Below are 16964 nucleotides of genomic sequence, written 5' to 3'. Positions count from 1 at the left end.
GCGCAAGGCCGTGGCCGGATAGCACAGGCTGTTTGGCCCGCGCCGTGTGGACCGGGTCGCGTGGCCGGCATATCGCGACACGCGGTCATACGCGCAGGCGGCGGCAAAAATCGCCGGACCGTAGAGTTACAATGACGCCCATGTCAGATCCCCGCTTCGTCCATCTCCGCGTCCACTCCGAATTCTCGATTGCCGACGGCATCGTGCGCCTCGACGACCTCGTCAAGGCGGCGGCCAAGGACGGCCAGGGCGCGCTCGCGCTCACCGACCTCGGCAACGCATTCGGCCTCGTTCGTTTCTACACGGAAGCCCGTGGCAAAGGGGTCAAACCCATTGCCGGCTGCGACGTCTGGATCATGAATCCGGACGACCGCGACAAGCCTTCGCGTCTGCTGCTGCTCGTGAAGGACAAACGCGGCTACCTGAATCTTTGCGAACTGCTCTCGAAGGCGTGGCTCACGAATCAGTATCGCGGCCGCGCGGAAGTCGACGTCGCATGGCTCGAAGCCGGCCTCGCCGAAGGCCTGCTCGCGATCTCGGGCGCGCAGCAGGGCGACGTGGGCCTCGCGCTCGCCGCGGGCAACGCTGAAAGCGCGAAGCGCCACGCGCAGCGCTGGGCAACGCTGTTCCCGAACGGCTATTACATCGAACTGCAGCGCTGCGGCCAGCCCGGCAGCGAGCAGTATGTCGAGCAGGTCGTCGCCATCGCGGCGGAATTGAAGCTGCCGGTGGTGGCTACGCACCCGATGCAGTTCATGACGCACGAGGAATACACCGCGCACGAAGCGCGCGTGTGCATCTCGGAAGGCGACATCCTCGCGAACCCGCGCCGCCAGAAGCGTTTCACGACCGACCAGCGTTTTCAGACCCAGGAAGAAATGGCCGCGCTGTTCGCGGACATTCCCTCGGCCATCGCGAACACCATCGAAATCGCGCGGCGCTGCAACCTCACGCTGGAGCTCGGCAAGCCGAAGCTGCCGCTCTTTCCGACGCCCGACGGCATGTCGCTCGACGACTACCTCGTGCAGCTCTCGAAAGAGGGCCTCGAAAAGCGCCTCGTGCAGCTTTATCCCGATGCAGCCGAGCGCGAGAAAGAACACGCGCGCTACTACGAGCGTCTCGATTTCGAGTGCGGGACCATCATCAAGATGGGTTTCCCGGGCTACTTCCTGATCGTCGCGGACTTCATCAACTGGGCCAAGAACAACGGCGTGCCGGTGGGGCCGGGCCGGGGCTCCGGCGCGGGCTCGCTCGTCGCGTACGCGCTCGGCATTACCGACCTCGATCCGCTGCGCTACAACCTGCTGTTCGAGCGCTTCCTGAATCCGGAACGCGTCTCGATGCCCGACTTCGACATCGACTTCTGCCAGCACGGGCGCGACCGCGTCATTCAGTACGTGAAGGAGAAGTACGGCGCCGATGCGGTTTCGCAGATCGCCACCTTCGGCACCATGGCCGCAAAGGCGGCCGTGCGCGACATCGGCCGCGTGCTCGATCTCGGCTACAACTTCACAGACGGCGTGGCCAAGCTCATCCCGTTCAAGCCGGGCAAGCACGTCACGATTGCCGACGCGATGAAGGAAGAGCCGCTCCTGCAAGAGCGCTACGACAACGAAGACGAAGTGCACCAGCTGCTCGACCTCGCGCAGCTCGTGGAAGGTCTCACGCGTAACGTGGGCATGCACGCGGGCGGCGTGCTGATCGCGCCGGGCAAGCTCACCGACTTCTGCCCGCTCTACACGCAGGGCGACGAAAGCGGCGTCGTGAGCCAGTACGACAAGGACGACGTGGAAGCCGTCGGCCTCGTGAAGTTCGACTTTCTGGGCCTGACCACGCTCACGATTCTCGACTGGGCCGAGCGCTATATCCGCATGCTCGATCCGTCGAAAAAAGACTGGTCGCTCGCGCAGGTGCCGCTCGACGACGCGCCGTCGTTCCAGATCCTCAAGAAGGCCAACACGGTTGCCGTGTTCCAGCTGGAAAGCCGCGGCATGCAGGGCATGCTGAAGGACGCGCAGCCCGACCGCTTCGAGGACATCATTGCGCTCGTGGCGCTGTACCGTCCGGGCCCGATGGACCTGATCCCGAGCTTCTGCGCGCGTAAGCACGGCCGCGAAGTGGTGGAGTATCCCGATCCGCGCGTCGAACCTGTTCTGAAAGAGACCTACGGCATCATGGTCTACCAGGAGCAGGTGATGCAGATGGCGCAGATCATCGGCGGCTACTCGCTCGGCGGCGCCGACTTGCTGCGTCGCGCGATGGGCAAGAAGAAGCCCGAGGAAATGGCCAAGCACCGCGAAATTTTCGCGGAAGGCGCGGCGAAGAACGGCCTCACGCGCGAGAAGGCCGACGAGACCTTCGACTTGATGGAGAAGTTCGCGGGCTACGGCTTCAACAAGTCGCACGCGGCCGCTTACGCGCTGCTCGCGTATCACACGGCCTGGCTCAAGGCGCACCATCCGGCTGAATTCATGGCGGCCAATATGTCGCTCGCCATGGACGATACCGACAAGGTCAAGATCCTCTTCGAAGACTGCATCACGAACGGCATCAAGGTGCTGCCGCCTGATGTCAACGCATCGGCGTATCGCTTCGAGCCGGTGTCCGACGCCAATGTGGCCGAAGGCAAGCGTTCGCGCACGATCCGCTATGGCCTCGGCGCGATCAAGGGCAGCGGCCAGAACGCCATCGAAGAAATCTTGCGCGCGCGCGAAGAAGGCGGCCTCTTCAAGGATCTGTTCGACTTCTGCGAGCGCATCGACCGCCGTCTCGTGAACCGCCGCACGATCGAAGCGATGATTCGCGCGGGCGCGTTCGACACGATGCACGCGAATCGCGCGCAGTTGCTCGCTTCCGTGCCGATGGCGATGGAGGCCGCCGACCAGGCGAGCGCCAACGCCATGCAGGCGGGTCTGTTCGACATGGGCGACGCGCCGCTGGCCGCGCACGAGCTGGTGGACGAGCCCGCCTGGGGCGACAAGCGCAGGCTGCAGGAAGAGAAGGGCGCGCTCGGCTTCTATTTGTCCGGTCACCTCTTCGACGCCTACAAGGACGAAGTGCGGCGCTTCGTGCGCCAGAAGATCGGCGAGCTCAAGGAAGGACGCGACAAGCTCGTCGCGGGGGTGATCGCCTCGCTGCGCACGCAGATGACCCAGCGCGGCAAGATGCTGATCGCGCTGCTCGACGACGGCACCGGCCAGTGCGAAGTGACGGTGTTCAACGAGCAATACGAGGCGCACAAGGCGCTCTTCAAGGAGGACGAGCTGCTGGTCGTGCAGGGCGGGGCGCGCAACGACGCGTTCACGGGCGGCATCCGCTTCACGGTGGACACCGTGATGGATCTGGAGCGCGCCCGCAGCCGCTACGCGCAGGCCGTGAAGGTGCAGATGAACGGCAACGCCAATGCGAGTGCGCTGCGCACGGTGCTCGAGGCGCATCGCGCGAAGCCCGACGACTCGCTGCCCGCGCCCGTGGTGGAAACGCGCGGGCGTGGCGGGCGCGATGGCGGCGGTGGTTACGGTGGCCGGGGCCGCGAGCGCGAGCAGGTGGCCATTCCGAACGGCCTCGCGGTGCAGATCGTCTATAGCAATGAACGCGCACAAGGTGAAGTGCGTCTGGGCGACGCCTGGCGCGTGAAGCCCACCGACGACCTCATCGCCGCGCTGCGCGGCGAGTTCGCAGGCAGCTCCATCGAGATCGTCTATTGACGGTGTCTACGCGGCATGTGCGGCACTGGCCGCTCGTGCCGTGTGCGCCGCTTCCTCGCGTTCGGCCTCATGCGGCGCCGAACGCCCATACCTCCCCCGGATTCAGCGTTTTTTTGCGACCTTGCCGTCGCGCGTGAGCAGCGCGAGCTTGGCGTAGCGGTAGTACGTCGTCTCGGCGTTGTTGATCGCGAGCATTAGCCCCTCGGCGCCGTCGAGAAAGCCCGCGCGAATCACCCAGGTCCGAAAGAACGCCCAGAAACCCTTGCCGAGCGCCTTGCCAAGCGACGAGCGCTTGCCGTTCTCGGCCATCGTCAGCGCGCCGGCCGTCGAGTAGGCATTGGTCTTTTCGAGCGCTTCGTGCAGGTCCGGCATCGAAATATGGATGATCGGGCCGTCGAAGCGTCCGATCGTGCCCTGAATTTCGAGGTGCGTATGCGTGCGCACGTCGGTGAAGCGCGCGCTGCCGCGCCGGAACAGGCGCTCGATGCGGTCGGGCCACCAGCCCGAGTGCTTCATGAAGCGCCCGCAAAAGCTCGAGCGGCGCGGCGTGCTGAACGCGGCGTGCGTCGTGCCTTCGGCGAGCAGGCGCTCGAGTTCGGCGCGCAGCTCGGGGCTCAGGCGCTCGTCGGCGTCGAGGCAGATGACCCAGTCGCCGCGCGCCTCGGCCAGTGCCCGGTTCTTCTGCGGGCCGTCGCCGGGCCAGTCGGTCTCGAACACGCGCGCGCCGAGCGCGCGGCAGATATCTGGCGTGCCGTCGGTGCTGCCGGAGTCGAACACGATGGTTTCCATCGCGAGCCCGCGCACCGATTCGAGGCAGTCGCGAATGTCGTGCGCCTCGTTCATTGCCACCACGATGACCGAAAGCGTGGCGCGCGGCGTGCCGCTGGCTTCGCGGCCTGGGCGGGTCGGAGAAAGTCCGTCGGACATGGAAGGGACGCCTGTTCTGGAGGAATGTCGGAAGCGGTGAGCCGCGCCGCGCCCGCCTGGGACCGGCCTGACGCGAAGGTGCGTATTCTAGACGATGCGCTTCGCGTCGGGCGCGCCTGCGCCAAGCGTATACAATGCGTACCGCGCCGCCGGACCGTCCGTCAGACGGTCGGCTGCCGCGGAACGGCAGGCAGCCCGGGCCGGCCGCCCTGGCAGGCAGCCCCGGCAGGCAGCCCCGGCAGGCAGCCCCGGCAGGCAGCCCAGTTGCGCCCGCATTGATACCCGCATTTTCAGCACCCGCTTTCCAGAGGATTCCTTGAGCGAGACGTCCCGACAATCCACCCTCAGCAAGCCGATCGGCACCGGCGCGAAGTCGAATCCCGCGTCGGTTGGACGGCGCCTGTGGCCGTATATCAAGCCGCTCATCTGGGTGTCGATCGCAGCCATCCTCACGCTGGCCATCGTGGCCGCGACGGAGGCCGGCATTCCGGCGCTCCTCAAGCCGCTGCTCGACCACGGCTTTGGCACCAAGGGCAGCCCGAGCGCCAAGTGGATCGTGCCCAGCGCCGTGATCGGCCTTTCGCTGGTGCGCGGCCTCGCGCAGTACGCGTCCGGCTACCTGCTCCAGTACGTGTCCAACCGGATCCTGCTCGAGCTGCGCCTGAAAATGTTCGAGCGCATGATCCATGCGAGCGTCGGCTTCTTCCAGCGCGAGACGGCCAGTACCGTCATCAATGCGATCGTGTTCGAGGTCAACCAGATCCTCGGCGTGCTGTTGAGCGTGCTGGTCACTGCCGTGCGCGACTCGCTCACGGTCGTCTTCCTGCTCGGCTACCTGTTCATCCTCAACTGGCGCCTCACGCTGATCGTGGCGGTGCTGCTGCCGGCCATCGGCTGGCTCGTCAGCAAGATCAACCGGCGCCTGCGCCGCCTGAACCGCGAGCACCAGGCGCTCACGAACGAGCTGTCCTACATCGTCGAAGAAACCGTGGGCGGCTACAAGGTCGTCAAGGTTCACAACGGCGAGCAGTACGAAATGGACCGCTTCGGCGAGATGAGCAAGCGCCTGCGCGGCTATCAGATGCGCATGACGATCTCGGGCGGCCTCGCCCAGCCGCTCACGCAGTTCCTCGCCTCGATCGCGCTGGCGATCGTCATCACGATCGCGGTGGTGCAGGCCTCGCACGACCAGACGACCGTGGGCGGCTTTGTCGCCTTCGTCACCTCGATGCTGCTCGTGATTTCCCCGCTCAAGCACCTGATCGACGTGAACCAGCCGCTGCAGCGCGGCATGACGGCCGCCGAGCTCATCTTCGGGCTGATCGACGAACCTGCCGAGCCCACAGGCGGCGGCAAGCCGCTCGAGCGCGCACGTGGCGAGATCGAGTTCCGCAGCGTGTCGTTCGACTATGGAAACGGCAGGCCGATACTCGAAAACGTGACGTTCAGCGCGGCGCCCGGCGAGATGATCGCGCTGGCGGGCCCGTCGGGCAGCGGCAAGACCACGCTCGTGAACCTGCTGCCGCGCTTTTTCGATCCGAGCGGCGGCGAGATTCTCGTCGACGGCGTGCCGCTGCCGGAGTACGACATCCACGCGCTGCGCAGCCAGATGGCGATGGTGAGCCAGGACGTGACGCTCTTCAACGACACGGTCGCGAGCAACGTGGCCTACGGCGAGCAGGCCGACCCGGCACGCGTGGAAGAAGCGCTGCGCGCGGCCAACCTCTGGGACACGATCGCGGCGCTGCCCGACGGCATCGACACGCTGGTCGGCGACAACGGCATGAAGCTCTCGGGCGGGCAGCGGCAGCGTCTGGCGATCGCCCGCGCGATCTACAAGGACGCGCCGATCCTGATTCTCGACGAGGCGACTTCCGCGCTCGACTCGGAGTCGGAGCGCCACGTGCAGGCGGCGCTCGAAACGCTGATGAAGGGCCGCACGACGCTCGTGATCGCGCACCGCCTCTCGACCATCGAGCGCGCGGACCGCATTCTCGTGATGGAAGCGGGCCGCATCGTCGAGCGCGGCTCGCATCAGCAACTGCTCGAGCAGCGCGGGCTGTACGCGCACCTGCACAAGATCCAGTTCCAGCAGAACGCGGCCTGAGTAGTGGGAGAGGGGCGCCCGCTGTCCGGGGACGCTCCTCGGTGCTCTGCGCTCTGAGCTCTGAGCCGGCGGGTCCGGCGGGCGGTGTGTAGCGGCCGCTGGCGCGACCTGGCCTGAGGCACCCAGAAGGGTGCCTCAGGCTTAAGAGCAGGTTTGTGATAGAGCTTGCGGGTTCAGTCCGCGGCGCCGTTCTCGAGTTCGCGCTTGCGCGACACGATGACCGCGAGGAAGGTGGCGGTCAGCAGGGCGATCAGGACGACGACCTGGATCGGCACCAGCACGTCGATCGTGAGCCCGAAGAGGATCGTGCTGAACGACACCGCGAGGCCGCTGCAGCCGGCGGTACGGATCACGGTGTCGGCGGCGCGGCACGCCCGCCAGAAATAGATCGACGTTCCGAAATAGAGCAGCAAGAGGGTCGCCGCGCCCACGGCGCCCATTTCGGCGATGGCCGAGAAGAAGTCGCTGTGCGCGCGCTCATTGACGATCTGCTGGCTCGCCTCGCCGTGCTGCGCGAGCTCGCCGAGCGCCTGTTCCAGATGTCCCTTGCCCACGCCGTAGACCGGATGGCGCTCGAACAGCGTCACCGAGGCATTCCACAGTTGCAGGCGCAGGCCCACCGAAGTGTCCTTGTCGCCGCGCTGCATGAGGGCAAAATCGGAGCCCGCTTCGGCCACACGGTGGCGAATGCCGCTCGTCGAAAACAACGCGCCGGCCGCCACGGCAAGCAGCGCGAGCGTCACGACCACGCGTTTCCAGTGCGAAAACCAGCCATACTGAACGCCGAGCAGCAGCGCGAACACGGGCACCGCGATCCAGCCGCCGCGCGTGCCCGAGAGATACGAGACGAAGCCGCCCGCGACGAGCGCAGCGAGCTTGACGACGAGCGCCAGCGGCCGCAGCTTGCGGTCCCAGCCAAACGTGAACACCGCGAGGAACGCGAACAGCAGGGCGGTGTCGCCGAACGGAATCGCATTCGTGTAGTAGTTCGAGAGGCGCTCCGTGTCGCTCCAGCCGCCGGGCGGCCGGTCGACGATCACCCAGGCGCTTGCCGCGAGCGCGCCCAGCGCGCAGCCCCAGCCGAGGACCGTGAGGCGGCGCGACGGCAGGCGGGCGAGTAGCAGGAAGATCGGCAGTGCGAGCGTGAGGCGCGAGAGCGCGTCGAACTGGTGCGGCGCCCAGTAGCCGAGCAGCAGCTGCTGGACCACGACCACGGCGAGCGGGGCGAGCATGGCGGCGGTGTACCAGCGGTATTCGCGCCACGGGGCGAAATAAGTGCTGTCCTTGCGGTACGCGTAGGCGCCATAAAGCGCGAACGCCAGCAGCAGGAAAAAGCAGTAACCCGTACCGCCGCGCCAGACCAGATTCGTGGCGGGGCCAAGCAGGAGCAGCAGGGTAACGATTGGAGCCAGGCGGCGAGGATAGGTCGTCGTATCGTGATTCATGTCGGCCGGCGCAAATCGGACGGGCAGTCAGTTGTTATGTCGATGTAGCCGGGCAGTTGCGCCAATGCGCGCCGCGCGGCCATCGCAAGCCTGTCATAGGGGAAACTGGCTCTATGGCCCGTAAGCCGGTCGATTATACCGGAGGGCATTTTGGGTATGCGGAATGCTCTGACAGGGGGGCGCGCGAGGCGCATTCCCGAACTTTTCGCGTAAATGAACGGTGTGCCGTGGCGTGCGCCGACGTGGGCGAGTGGGGGGGCTTCGGCGCTGGAGGGAACTGGCGCTTTATAATCGGCCCACGCGAGAACTGCGCACAATAATTTACAAGTCGGACGGGTCATGAAGGTTGGAATCTCCTGCAACGCGCTCAAGCACAGCGGCGGCCTGGAACGCTACGCGATGGACCTCATCCGCGGTTTCGCCGCGCGCGGCGTGCGGCCCGTGTTCTTCGCGCGCAAGTTCGATCCATCAGTCCCTGAATACGCGCTCGTGGAGCCGCACCGCATCAACGTCTCGTTGCTGCCGGGCAAGCTGCGCGACATGTGGTTCTCGCGGCGGCTCACCACCTTGCGCCGCCGGGCTGGCGTGGACGTGCTGATCGGCTGCAACCGGGTCGACTCCTCGGAGATCGCCATCTGCGGCGGCACGCACCGCGGCTTTCTGCGCGCGACGGGGCGCACGCAGCGTGGCTCCGACAGCCGGCAGATCGCGCTCGAAAGCCAGCAATATGCGCGATCGCGCGTGATCGTCGCGCATTCCGACCTCATGGGCGCCGAACTTCGCGAACTCTACGGCGTGGACGAAGGGAAAATCCGCGTGCTCTGCCCCCCCGTGGATGGCGAGCGCTTCTCGCCCGTGGACGCCGGCACGCGCGCCGCGCTGCGCAGGCAATACGGGTTCGCCGACCACGAGACGGTGCTGCTCTTTGCATCGAGCAGCCACGATCGCAAGGGCTTGCCGCTCATCGAGCAGGTGGTCGAGGCGCTGGATCTTCCGGTGGTGGTGGCCGTGGCGGGCCGCGCGCCCGGACGCGCGAGCGCGCGCGTGCGCTACATCGGCTATGTGAAGGACCTCGAAAATGCCTATCGCGCGGCCGACTACTCGATTCTCGCGTCGACTTACGAGCCGTTCGGGCTCGTCGGCATCGAGTCGGTCATGTGCGGCACACCGGTGATCTTTTCCTCGAATATCGGCTGCTGCGACGCCATCGCCGATAGCGCCAAGTACCTGTTCCGGCCCGGCGACGCCGCCGATCTGCGGCGCGTGATCGAAGCGGCGGTGGCGGCGCGAGGCAGGCGCGTCGAATCCGCCGCCGAACCTGGCAATCCTTCAGGCGCTCATCCCGCCGTTCTGTACGACGCGAGCGTGCAAGCCCACGTGGACGCGCTCCTCGAACTCGTGACGGACATTTCCCCGACCCGCTAGTTTGCGCCTTGCGCCCGCTTTGCGCTCGCTCCGGCCAGCGCCAGAGCGGGCAATTTCGCCGCAAACCCCCGCCCTGCGCCGCTCACGGCCATTCTTCCGTAATCTGGAAAGGTCCCATTGGATTTCAAGGGTTAACCCTGGAGACTGACAGGCATACGATGCGTACATCGGTCGCATGCACATACACACAGTCGCACGTCGGCCAGTCCTGAACAAACTGGAGGTCGTAACCATGAAGTCCCTGATTCAAGCCGTTGCCGTTGCCGCTGCACTCGTCGTCCCCGTCGCTTCGTTCGCGCAGTCGCAGTCGACCATCACCCGCGCCCAGGTGCGCGAAGAACTCGTGCAACTGCAGAAGGTCGGCTACCACGTCGGTGACGGTGATCAAGCGCACTACCCGGACGCAATCCAGGCCGCCGAAGCCAAGGTGGCCGCTCAAAGCGGCAATAGCGCGTATGGCGGTGTCGCGAACGCGTCGGAATCGGGTGTGCGTGGTGCCACGGTGTCGGCGCAAGACTGGAATGCGATGTACGCGCATCCCTAAGCCGCTAGTTCGACACAAATGAGCCATTGAGCGTCGCGCCGAGGGAGGGCGACGAGGCGCACGCAGCGGGCGGGTAGTCGAGCGGTGCAATGCCGCTGCGAAACGCAGCCTGCCCAGGAAGAAACCTCCACCATCGGGATTCCGATGGCTTTGCCCGGGCACGGAATGGGTGCCCGGGCGCTTTTTCCTGTGGGCGGCAATCCGTGGCGCAGTCATCCATGGACAGCGAGCTGTGGGTGGTCAACAGTGGGGCGGCCGTTCTCGGGCTGGAAATCGGACGGGTGGGCTGCCCGCGGGACAGCCAGCCATCGGGCGAGCGTCGCCCGATGGTTCAACCGGGCGATTGCCCCAACCTCTCTCCAGACAGATTTTCGCCGTGCAGTTGCGCGAGCAGCGCGCGTGCTTCTTCGATCGGGGCACCCGTCATCGGATGGAACACGAAGCGCGGCGAAGCCGACAGCTTGGGATAGTTCTTGCGCGTGCTGCGTGCATACGCGGGATCGTAGTGCTCGGTCACGAGCGCCTCGGACAGCTCCGCGTGGCGGCCTTCCACCAGCAGACGGCACCACGACTCGATCCGCTCGCGCCCATGCAGCGGCGTGAGCTTGAGCAATTGTTCCCGGAAGTAGGTCTGGTCGCCGAGCAGGTGGCCGTACTCTTCGAGCAGCAGCGTCACGCGCTCTTCGCGCGCCACCTCGACCACGACGCAGGGTGCGCCGTGGATGCCATCGACGAGCGCGACCGGCAGCGTGATCGCGCCGATGCGCCGACTTTCCGCCTCCACGAAGATGGGCTGCGCGGGGTTGAACGCATGGAGTTGCTGCACCAGCGCCGTGTCGAACGACTTCTGCGAGGGCTGCGCGCGCGTGGGCAGGGCGCCGAGCAGCGAGCCGCGATGCGCGGCGAGCGCCTCGAGATCGAGCGTTTGCGCGCCGGCCTTGCCGAGCGCGTGCAGAAGGCGCGTCTTGCCGCTGCCCGTGGGCCCGGCGAGCACGACGTAGCGCAACTGCGCGGGCAGCGTGCCGAGCGTCTCGAGCACGCCGCTCCGGTAGGTCTTGTAGCCGCCTTCGAGCTGCCGCGCGCGCCAGCCGATCATGTTGAACATGGCCGTCATCGAGCCCGAGCGCTTGCCGCCGCGCCAGCAGTAGATGAGCGGGCGCCAGTTGCGCGGACGATCGGCGAAGGTGGTGTCCAGATGCATGGCGATATTGCGCGCGGCGATCGCCGCGCCCACGCGCGTGGCCTCGAAGGGCGAGTCCTTGTACAGCGTGCCGACGATCACGCGCTCCTCGTTGCTGAGCACGGGGGCATTGATCGCGCCGGGCACGTGGTCCTCGGCGTATTCGAGCGGCGTTCGCACGTCGACGATCTCGTCGAACTCGCCCAGTTGGGAAAGGGTGGCGCGCTGGTGATTCAACTGCGGTGCTCCGGTGGTGCGTGCGACGGCTTCGCGCGGGGTGGGCGCGACGCCGTGGTTTAGCGGTGTACTAAGCAAACCTCTCCGGAAATCGGTCGGCTGGGAGAGGCATTGCGCGTATTCCGGTTCCCGTACCCCATTTTGCAGCGCACTGGGGGCGAGACGGGCCGATAGCGAATGATATATGGAGAGTCGGCCGTCGACAGCGTGGAGGAGGGAAGAGCCGGTATTGAGCGCAGCCGGCACGAAAGGATTGGGGTGCAGACAGGAAACGGCACTGAGCAATATAAGCCGTTGAGGCCGCAACGAAGCCCGTTCAAGAGCTTCGTTGCTGATTCACCCACCGTTCACATCAGCACAATATCGTACTGCTCCTGACTCAGATTCGACTCCACCTGCAGCGACACCGGCTTGCCGATGAAATCGATCAGCATCGCGAGATGCTGCGACTCTTCCTCGAGGAACAAGTCGATCACCTGCTGCGACGCCACCACGCGAAACTCGCGCGGATTGAACTGGCGCGACTCGCGCAGGATCTCGCGCAACACGTCATAGCACACGGTGCGCGCAGTCTTCACCTGCCCCTTGCCGAGGCACGTCGGGCAGGGCTCGCACAGCACATGCGCGAGCGACTCGCGCGTGCGCTTGCGTGTCATCTCCACAAGCCCGAGTTGCGAGAAGCCGTTCACGGTCACGCGCGTGCGGTCGCGCGAGAGCGCCTTCTTCAACTCGCCGAGCACCTGGTCGCGGTGCTCGATGTTCTCCATGTCGATGAAGTCGATGATGATCACGCCGCCCAGATTGCGCAGCCGCAACTGGCGCGCGATGGTGTGCGCCGCTTCGAGATTGGTCTTGAAGATCGTGTCGTCGAAGTTGCGCGCGCCCACGTAGCCGCCCGTGTTCACGTCGATTGTCGTCATCGCCTCGGTCTGGTCGATCACGAGGTAGCCGCCCGACTTCAGATCGACGCGCCGCGAGAGGGCGCGCTGGATCTCGGCCTCGATGTTGTAGAGGTCGAACAGCGGCCGCTCGCCCGTATAGTGATGCAGCGTCGGCAGCACTGCGGGCGTGAATTCAGTGGCGAACTCGGTGAGCTTCTGGAACGTTTCGCGCGAATCGACCTGGATGCGCGAGGTCTCGTCGTTCACGAAGTCGCGCAGCACGCGCTGCGCGAGATTCAGGTCTTGATAGAGCAGGCTCGTGGCAGGCATGCGCTGCGCCTGCGCGAGGATCGTCGTCCAGGTCTTGCGCAGGTAGGCGACGTCCGCCGCAAGTTCCTCGCTCGTGGCGTCTTCAGCGATCGTGCGCACGATGTAGCCGCCTTTCTCGTCGGCGGGCAGCACGGCGGTCAGGCGCGCGCGCACGGCTTCGCGCTCGGCCTCGCTCTCGATCTTCTGCGAGATGCCGATATGCGGCTCCTGCGGCAGATAGACAAGCGTGCGGCCCGCGATGCTCACCTGGGTCGAGAGCCGCGCGCCCTTGGTGCCGATCGGATCCTTGACGACCTGGACCATCAGCGTCTGCCCTTCGAATACGGTCTTTTCGATGGGCTGATGATGCACGGGGGCATGCGCTTCGCCAGCGATGCGCGGATGCCAGATGTCGGCTACATGGAGGAACGCGGCGCGCTCGAGGCCAATGTCGATGAATGCGGACTGCATGCCCGGCAACACGCGCACGACCTTGCCGAGATAGACGTTGCCGACTCGCCCGCGCGAGAGCGTGCGCTCGACATGAAGCTCCTGGACTGCGCCTTGCTGGACCAACGCGACACGCGTCTCCTGAGGCGTGACGTTGATCAGGATTTCTTCGTTCATGATTGCTTTTTAAAAGTCGATGCCAGCGGCGCGCAAGAGGGCGGCCGTTTCAAAAAGTGGCAGACCCATGATACCCGAATAGGACCCGTCGATTCGCTCGATGAACTCGGCGGCGCGCCCCTGGATGCCGTATGCACCGGCCTTGCCGAACGGCTCGCCGCTCGCGACGTAGCGTGCGAGCGCCGCGGGCATCGCGGCGGCGAAGCGCACGTGCGAGCGCGAGAGCGCAAGCGGCAGGCAGACGCCCTCGGCATTGACCACGGCCACCGCGGTGAGCACTTCGTGCTCGCGTCCCGCGAGCCGTTCGAGCATCGCATAGGCATCGGCCGCGTCGTGCGGCTTGCCGAGGATATGGCCGTCGATGCTCACGGTGGTGTCTGCGGTGAGGATCGGCGCGTACTGGTGCGCGCCCGCGACGAGCCGGGCGCGCGCGGCATCGGCTTTCGCGGCGCACACGCGCTCGACGTAGACCGCGGCGGACTCGCCGGGGAGCACGGCTTCGAGCGATTCGGCGTCTTCGTCGGGACGCGGCAGCAGCAGTTCGAAGCGCACGCCGAGCTGCTGCAGCAGCTCCTGCCGGCGCGGACTCTGCGAGGCGAGATAGACGAACGGATAGGGCGCAGTAGTGGTCATCGGGGCGTTTTTACGTCTTGTTGAGGCGGAAATCGGGCTCGCGCGGGTTCACACATACGACGGACGCAATCCGGCGGGCGCCATTCGGGCCCGCTTCAAACGCGATGATAGGGGTGATTCTGCGTGATGGTCCACGCGCGGTAAAGCTGCTCGGCAAGCAGCACGCGCACCATCGCATGGGGCAGGGTGAGGGAGGACAGGCGCAGCAGCGTGTCGGCGCGCGCCTTGAGCTGCGGGTCGAGCCCGTCCGCGCCGCCGATCAGGAACGCCACGTCGCGCCCATCCTGCTGCCATCCGGGCAGCGCCTGGGCAAGCTGCATCGTGGTCCAGTCCTTGCCGCGCTCGTCGAGCGCGACGATGCGCGCGTTCTTCGGCAACGCCGCTTCGATGCGCGTGCGCTCGGCGGCCATCACGCTTTCCGCGGAACGCCCCGACGAGCGCTGCTCGGGCTTCACTTCGCGCAACTCGATGCGCAGCTCGGGCGGCATGCGCTTCGTGTATTCCTCGAAGCCCTCTGCCACCCAGTCCGGCATCTTGTGGCCAACGGCGACGATATGCAGTTTCATTGTGCTAAACGATTGCGTGTGGCGCGCTTGCGAGCACGTTGTGCGCTCGCGGTGCACCTGGCTCGTGCGCCATGCGCGTCCACTTCGCGTTTGTGACGGACTTACTTCGCGCTGCGGCGCGATGCGGCTTTGCGCGCGGGCTTCTTCACGGCGGGCGCGTCGAGCTCGTCCTCGTCGTCTCCGTCGATCGGCTCGCTCGGGCGCGCGCCCACGAAGCCCGTGTTGTTCGCGAGCTTCACGCGCACCGGCTTGTCGCCCCAGATTTCCTCGAGGTTGTAGTACTGGCGCAGCGCGGGCTGCAGGATGTGGACGACCGCGTCGCCGCAATCGACCAGCACCCATTCGCCGATGTCCTCGCCTTCGGTGCTGACGATGTCGCCGCCGGCTTCCTTGACCTTCTCGCGCACGCTGTTGGCGAGGGCCTTGGTCTGGCGGTTCGAGGTGCCGCTGGCGACGACCACGCGGTCGAACAGCTCAGTCAGATGGCTCGTGTTGAAGACGCGGATGTCCTGTGCCTTGACGTCTTCGAGACCGTCGACGATGGCGCGTTGAAGTTTGCGGATGTCCATGTTTACCCGTGGTGCCTGTACAAATGATGTTGAAGGATATAGTCCCACACTGCCGCGGGAATCTTTTCGGCGGCGGTGCCGCCGCGTTGTGCTGTTGCTACCCGCGTTTCCACGCAGGTCTTGAGTTCGCGCCGGATCTCGGTGGCCGAGATGTCGAGCGCGAGCGTTTCGTCGATCAGCAAGTGCCCGCAGCGCGTGGCTGCGAGCGTCGCGGCGCCGGCGCGCCGCGCGGCCACTTCGGCGGCCACGGCGGGCGGCAGCGCCGCGAAATCGAAGCCTGGGCGGCTCGCTACGCCCAGGTGTGCGAGCGCGAACAGCTCGCGCCACTCGTGCCACGAATCGAGATGCAGCAGCTGATCGGCGCCCATCAGGAGCGTGAGCGCCGCCTGCGCGTTGCTTGCGCTCTTCGCGCGCCAGCGGCGCAGCGTCTCGACCGTATACGTCGGGCCGTCGTGCTCGATCTCGTCGGTGCCGACGCTGACCGTCACGCCCGGCAGCACGAGCGAGGCGGCCGCCGCACGCGTCATCGCGAGGCGATGCTTCGCGGCGCTCACCTCGGGCTTCTGCCAGGGCTGGCCGGCAGGCAGCAGGATCAGCTCGGTGAGGCCGAGCACGCGCACGAACTGACGCGCGAGCGCGAGATGACCCTCGTGGATCGGATCGAACGTGCCGCCGAGCAGGCCGACGCGGCGTGCGAGCGCGGCAGCGGGTGCGCTTTTGGGTGCACTGCCGGGTTCGTTGCCTGGCGCGCTAGTTGGCGCAGTCGCGGGGACGGTCAAGTCTTGCGTCACGGCGTCAGACCCAGTCGCGCGCCGGCAGGAAGTCCGAGTACAGGCGCGCTTCCGGCGTGCCTGGCTGCGGCTGCCAGTCGTAGCGCCAGCTGGCGGAGGGCGGCATCGACATCAGGATCGACTCGGTGCGCCCGCCGCTTTGCAGGCCGAAGTGCGTGCCGCGGTCCCAGACGAGGTTGAACTCGACATAGCGGCCGCGCCGGTACGCCTGGAATTCGCGCTCGGCTTCGCCGTAAGGCGTTGCGCGGCGCGTTTCGATGATCGGCAGGTACGCCTTCAGGAAGCCTTCGCCCACGCTCCTGAGCATCGCGAATGCCTGCTCGAAGCCGCCTTCGGCGTAGTCGTCGAAGAAGATCCCGCCCACGCCGCGCGCCTCGTTGCGGTGCTTGAGGAAGAAGTACTCGTCGCACCAGCGCTTGAAGCGCGGATACAAATCGCTGCCGAAGGGCGCGAGCGCGTCGCGGCAGACGCGGTGGAAATGCTGCGCGTCTTCCTCGAAGCCGTAGTAGGGCGTGAGGTCCATGCCGCCGCCGAACCAGAACACCGGCGCCTCGCCCGCTTTGGTGGCGAGCAGCATGCGCACGTTCATGTGCACGGTCGGGCAGTACGGATTGCGCGGGTGCAGCACGAGCGAGACGCCCATCGCCTCGAAGCCGCGCCCGTTGAGCTCGGGGCGCGCGGCCGTGGCCGAGGGCGGAAGGGCGTCGCCCGAAACGTCGGAAAAGCCGATGCCCGCGCGCTCGAAAAACTGGCCGCCTTCCAGAATGCGCGTGCAGCCGCCGCCGCGCAGCTTCTCGCCGGGCTCGCGCTGCCACGTGTCGGTCGCGAAGGGCGTGCCGTCGAAGGCGCCGAGCGTGTCGGCGATCTGCGTCTGCAGGCCCGAGAGCCAGGCGCGCACGACTGCGCTGTCATGGTTCGCGCCCTCGGGCGTCAGGCGGGTTGGGCCGTTTTGAATCGGTTCGGTCATCGGTGGGCGGGCGAGGCGGCGGGGCCGGCACTGCGCCAGGATTGGGTTC

The 16964-nt window shown here is 66.4% G+C and carries 13 protein-coding genes; 4 read left to right on the top strand and 9 right to left on the bottom strand.

Annotated elements, in window-relative coordinates; all coding sequences use genetic code 11:
- Nucleotides 1-131 precede the first annotated feature (131 nt).
- Nucleotides 132-3707, top strand: coding sequence for a DNA polymerase III subunit alpha (gene dnaE, locus E1956_RS13605; protein ID WP_134749612.1), 3576 nt, complete (start codon nt 132-134; stop codon nt 3705-3707).
- 102 nt (nt 3708-3809) lie between these two features.
- On the opposite strand, the gene E1956_RS13600 is transcribed toward dnaE, so the two are convergent.
- A complete protein-coding gene (locus E1956_RS13600) occupies nt 3810-4634 on the bottom strand; it encodes a glycosyltransferase family 2 protein (RefSeq protein ID WP_134749610.1) in 825 nt (274 codons plus the stop codon).
- A gap of 355 nt (nt 4635-4989) precedes the next feature.
- Here E1956_RS13600 and msbA point away from each other — a divergent pair, with 355 nt between their 5' ends.
- On the top strand, nt 4990-6741 hold the full coding sequence (msbA, locus tag E1956_RS13595) for a lipid A export permease/ATP-binding protein MsbA (protein WP_134750617.1): 1752 nt from the start codon (nt 4990-4992) through the stop codon (nt 6739-6741).
- Between the two features lie 173 nt (nt 6742-6914).
- On the opposite strand, the gene E1956_RS13590 is transcribed toward msbA, so the two are convergent.
- Nucleotides 6915-8186, bottom strand: a complete 1272-nt coding sequence (locus tag E1956_RS13590) for an O-antigen ligase family protein (RefSeq protein ID WP_134749608.1) — start codon at nt 8184-8186, stop codon at nt 6915-6917.
- Nucleotides 8187-8525: 339 nt separating this feature from the next.
- On the opposite strand from E1956_RS13590, the gene E1956_RS13585 reads away from it, so the two are divergent.
- Both E1956_RS13585 and E1956_RS13580 read left to right on the top strand, forming a co-directional pair.
- Complete coding sequence (locus E1956_RS13585; protein ID WP_134749606.1) at nt 8526-9611, top strand: glycosyltransferase family 4 protein; 1086 nt, start codon at nt 8526-8528, stop codon at nt 9609-9611.
- Nucleotides 9612-9843: 232 nt separating this feature from the next.
- The gene (locus E1956_RS13580; RefSeq protein ID WP_028218578.1) at nt 9844-10155 is read left to right on the top strand and encodes a DUF4148 domain-containing protein; all 312 of its coding nucleotides are present in this window, start codon (nt 9844-9846) and stop codon (nt 10153-10155) included.
- Nucleotides 10156-10486: 331 nt separating this feature from the next.
- On the opposite strand, the gene mnmH is transcribed toward E1956_RS13580, so the two are convergent.
- From mnmH to hemF, 7 genes are all read right to left on the bottom strand, one after another.
- Nucleotides 10487-11572, bottom strand: a complete 1086-nt coding sequence (gene mnmH / locus E1956_RS13575) for a tRNA 2-selenouridine(34) synthase MnmH (RefSeq protein ID WP_134749604.1) — start codon at nt 11570-11572, stop codon at nt 10487-10489.
- Nucleotides 11573-11919: 347 nt separating this feature from the next.
- Nucleotides 11920-13389, bottom strand: a complete 1470-nt coding sequence (gene rng / locus E1956_RS13570; protein ID WP_028218574.1) for a ribonuclease G — start codon at nt 13387-13389, stop codon at nt 11920-11922.
- 9 nt (nt 13390-13398) lie between these two features.
- Nucleotides 13399-14022 (bottom strand): Maf family protein, encoded by a 624-nt coding sequence (locus tag E1956_RS13565; protein WP_134749603.1) that lies wholly within the window; start codon nt 14020-14022, stop codon nt 13399-13401.
- Nucleotides 14023-14117: 95 nt separating this feature from the next.
- Nucleotides 14118-14588, bottom strand: coding sequence for a 23S rRNA (pseudouridine(1915)-N(3))-methyltransferase RlmH (rlmH, locus tag E1956_RS13560; protein WP_028218572.1), 471 nt, complete (start codon nt 14586-14588; stop codon nt 14118-14120).
- A 101-nt stretch (nt 14589-14689) separates the two neighbouring features.
- On the bottom strand, nt 14690-15157 hold the full coding sequence (gene rsfS, locus E1956_RS13555; protein WP_134749601.1) for a ribosome silencing factor: 468 nt from the start codon (nt 15155-15157) through the stop codon (nt 14690-14692).
- A gap of 2 nt (nt 15158-15159) precedes the next feature.
- A complete protein-coding gene (locus E1956_RS13550) occupies nt 15160-15948 on the bottom strand; it encodes a nicotinate-nucleotide adenylyltransferase (protein ID WP_232071153.1) in 789 nt (262 codons plus the stop codon).
- Nucleotides 15949-15952: 4 nt separating this feature from the next.
- Complete coding sequence (gene hemF / locus E1956_RS13545) at nt 15953-16915, bottom strand: oxygen-dependent coproporphyrinogen oxidase (protein ID WP_134749599.1); 963 nt, start codon at nt 16913-16915, stop codon at nt 15953-15955.
- Nucleotides 16916-16964 lie beyond the last annotated feature (49 nt).

Source organism: Paraburkholderia pallida (assembly GCF_004524855.1).
GTDB classification, from domain to species: Bacteria; Pseudomonadota; Gammaproteobacteria; order Burkholderiales; family Burkholderiaceae; genus Paraburkholderia; species Paraburkholderia oxyphila.
Note: the sequence above shows the minus strand (reverse complement) of the source record. Positions and strands in the feature narration are given on the sequence as shown.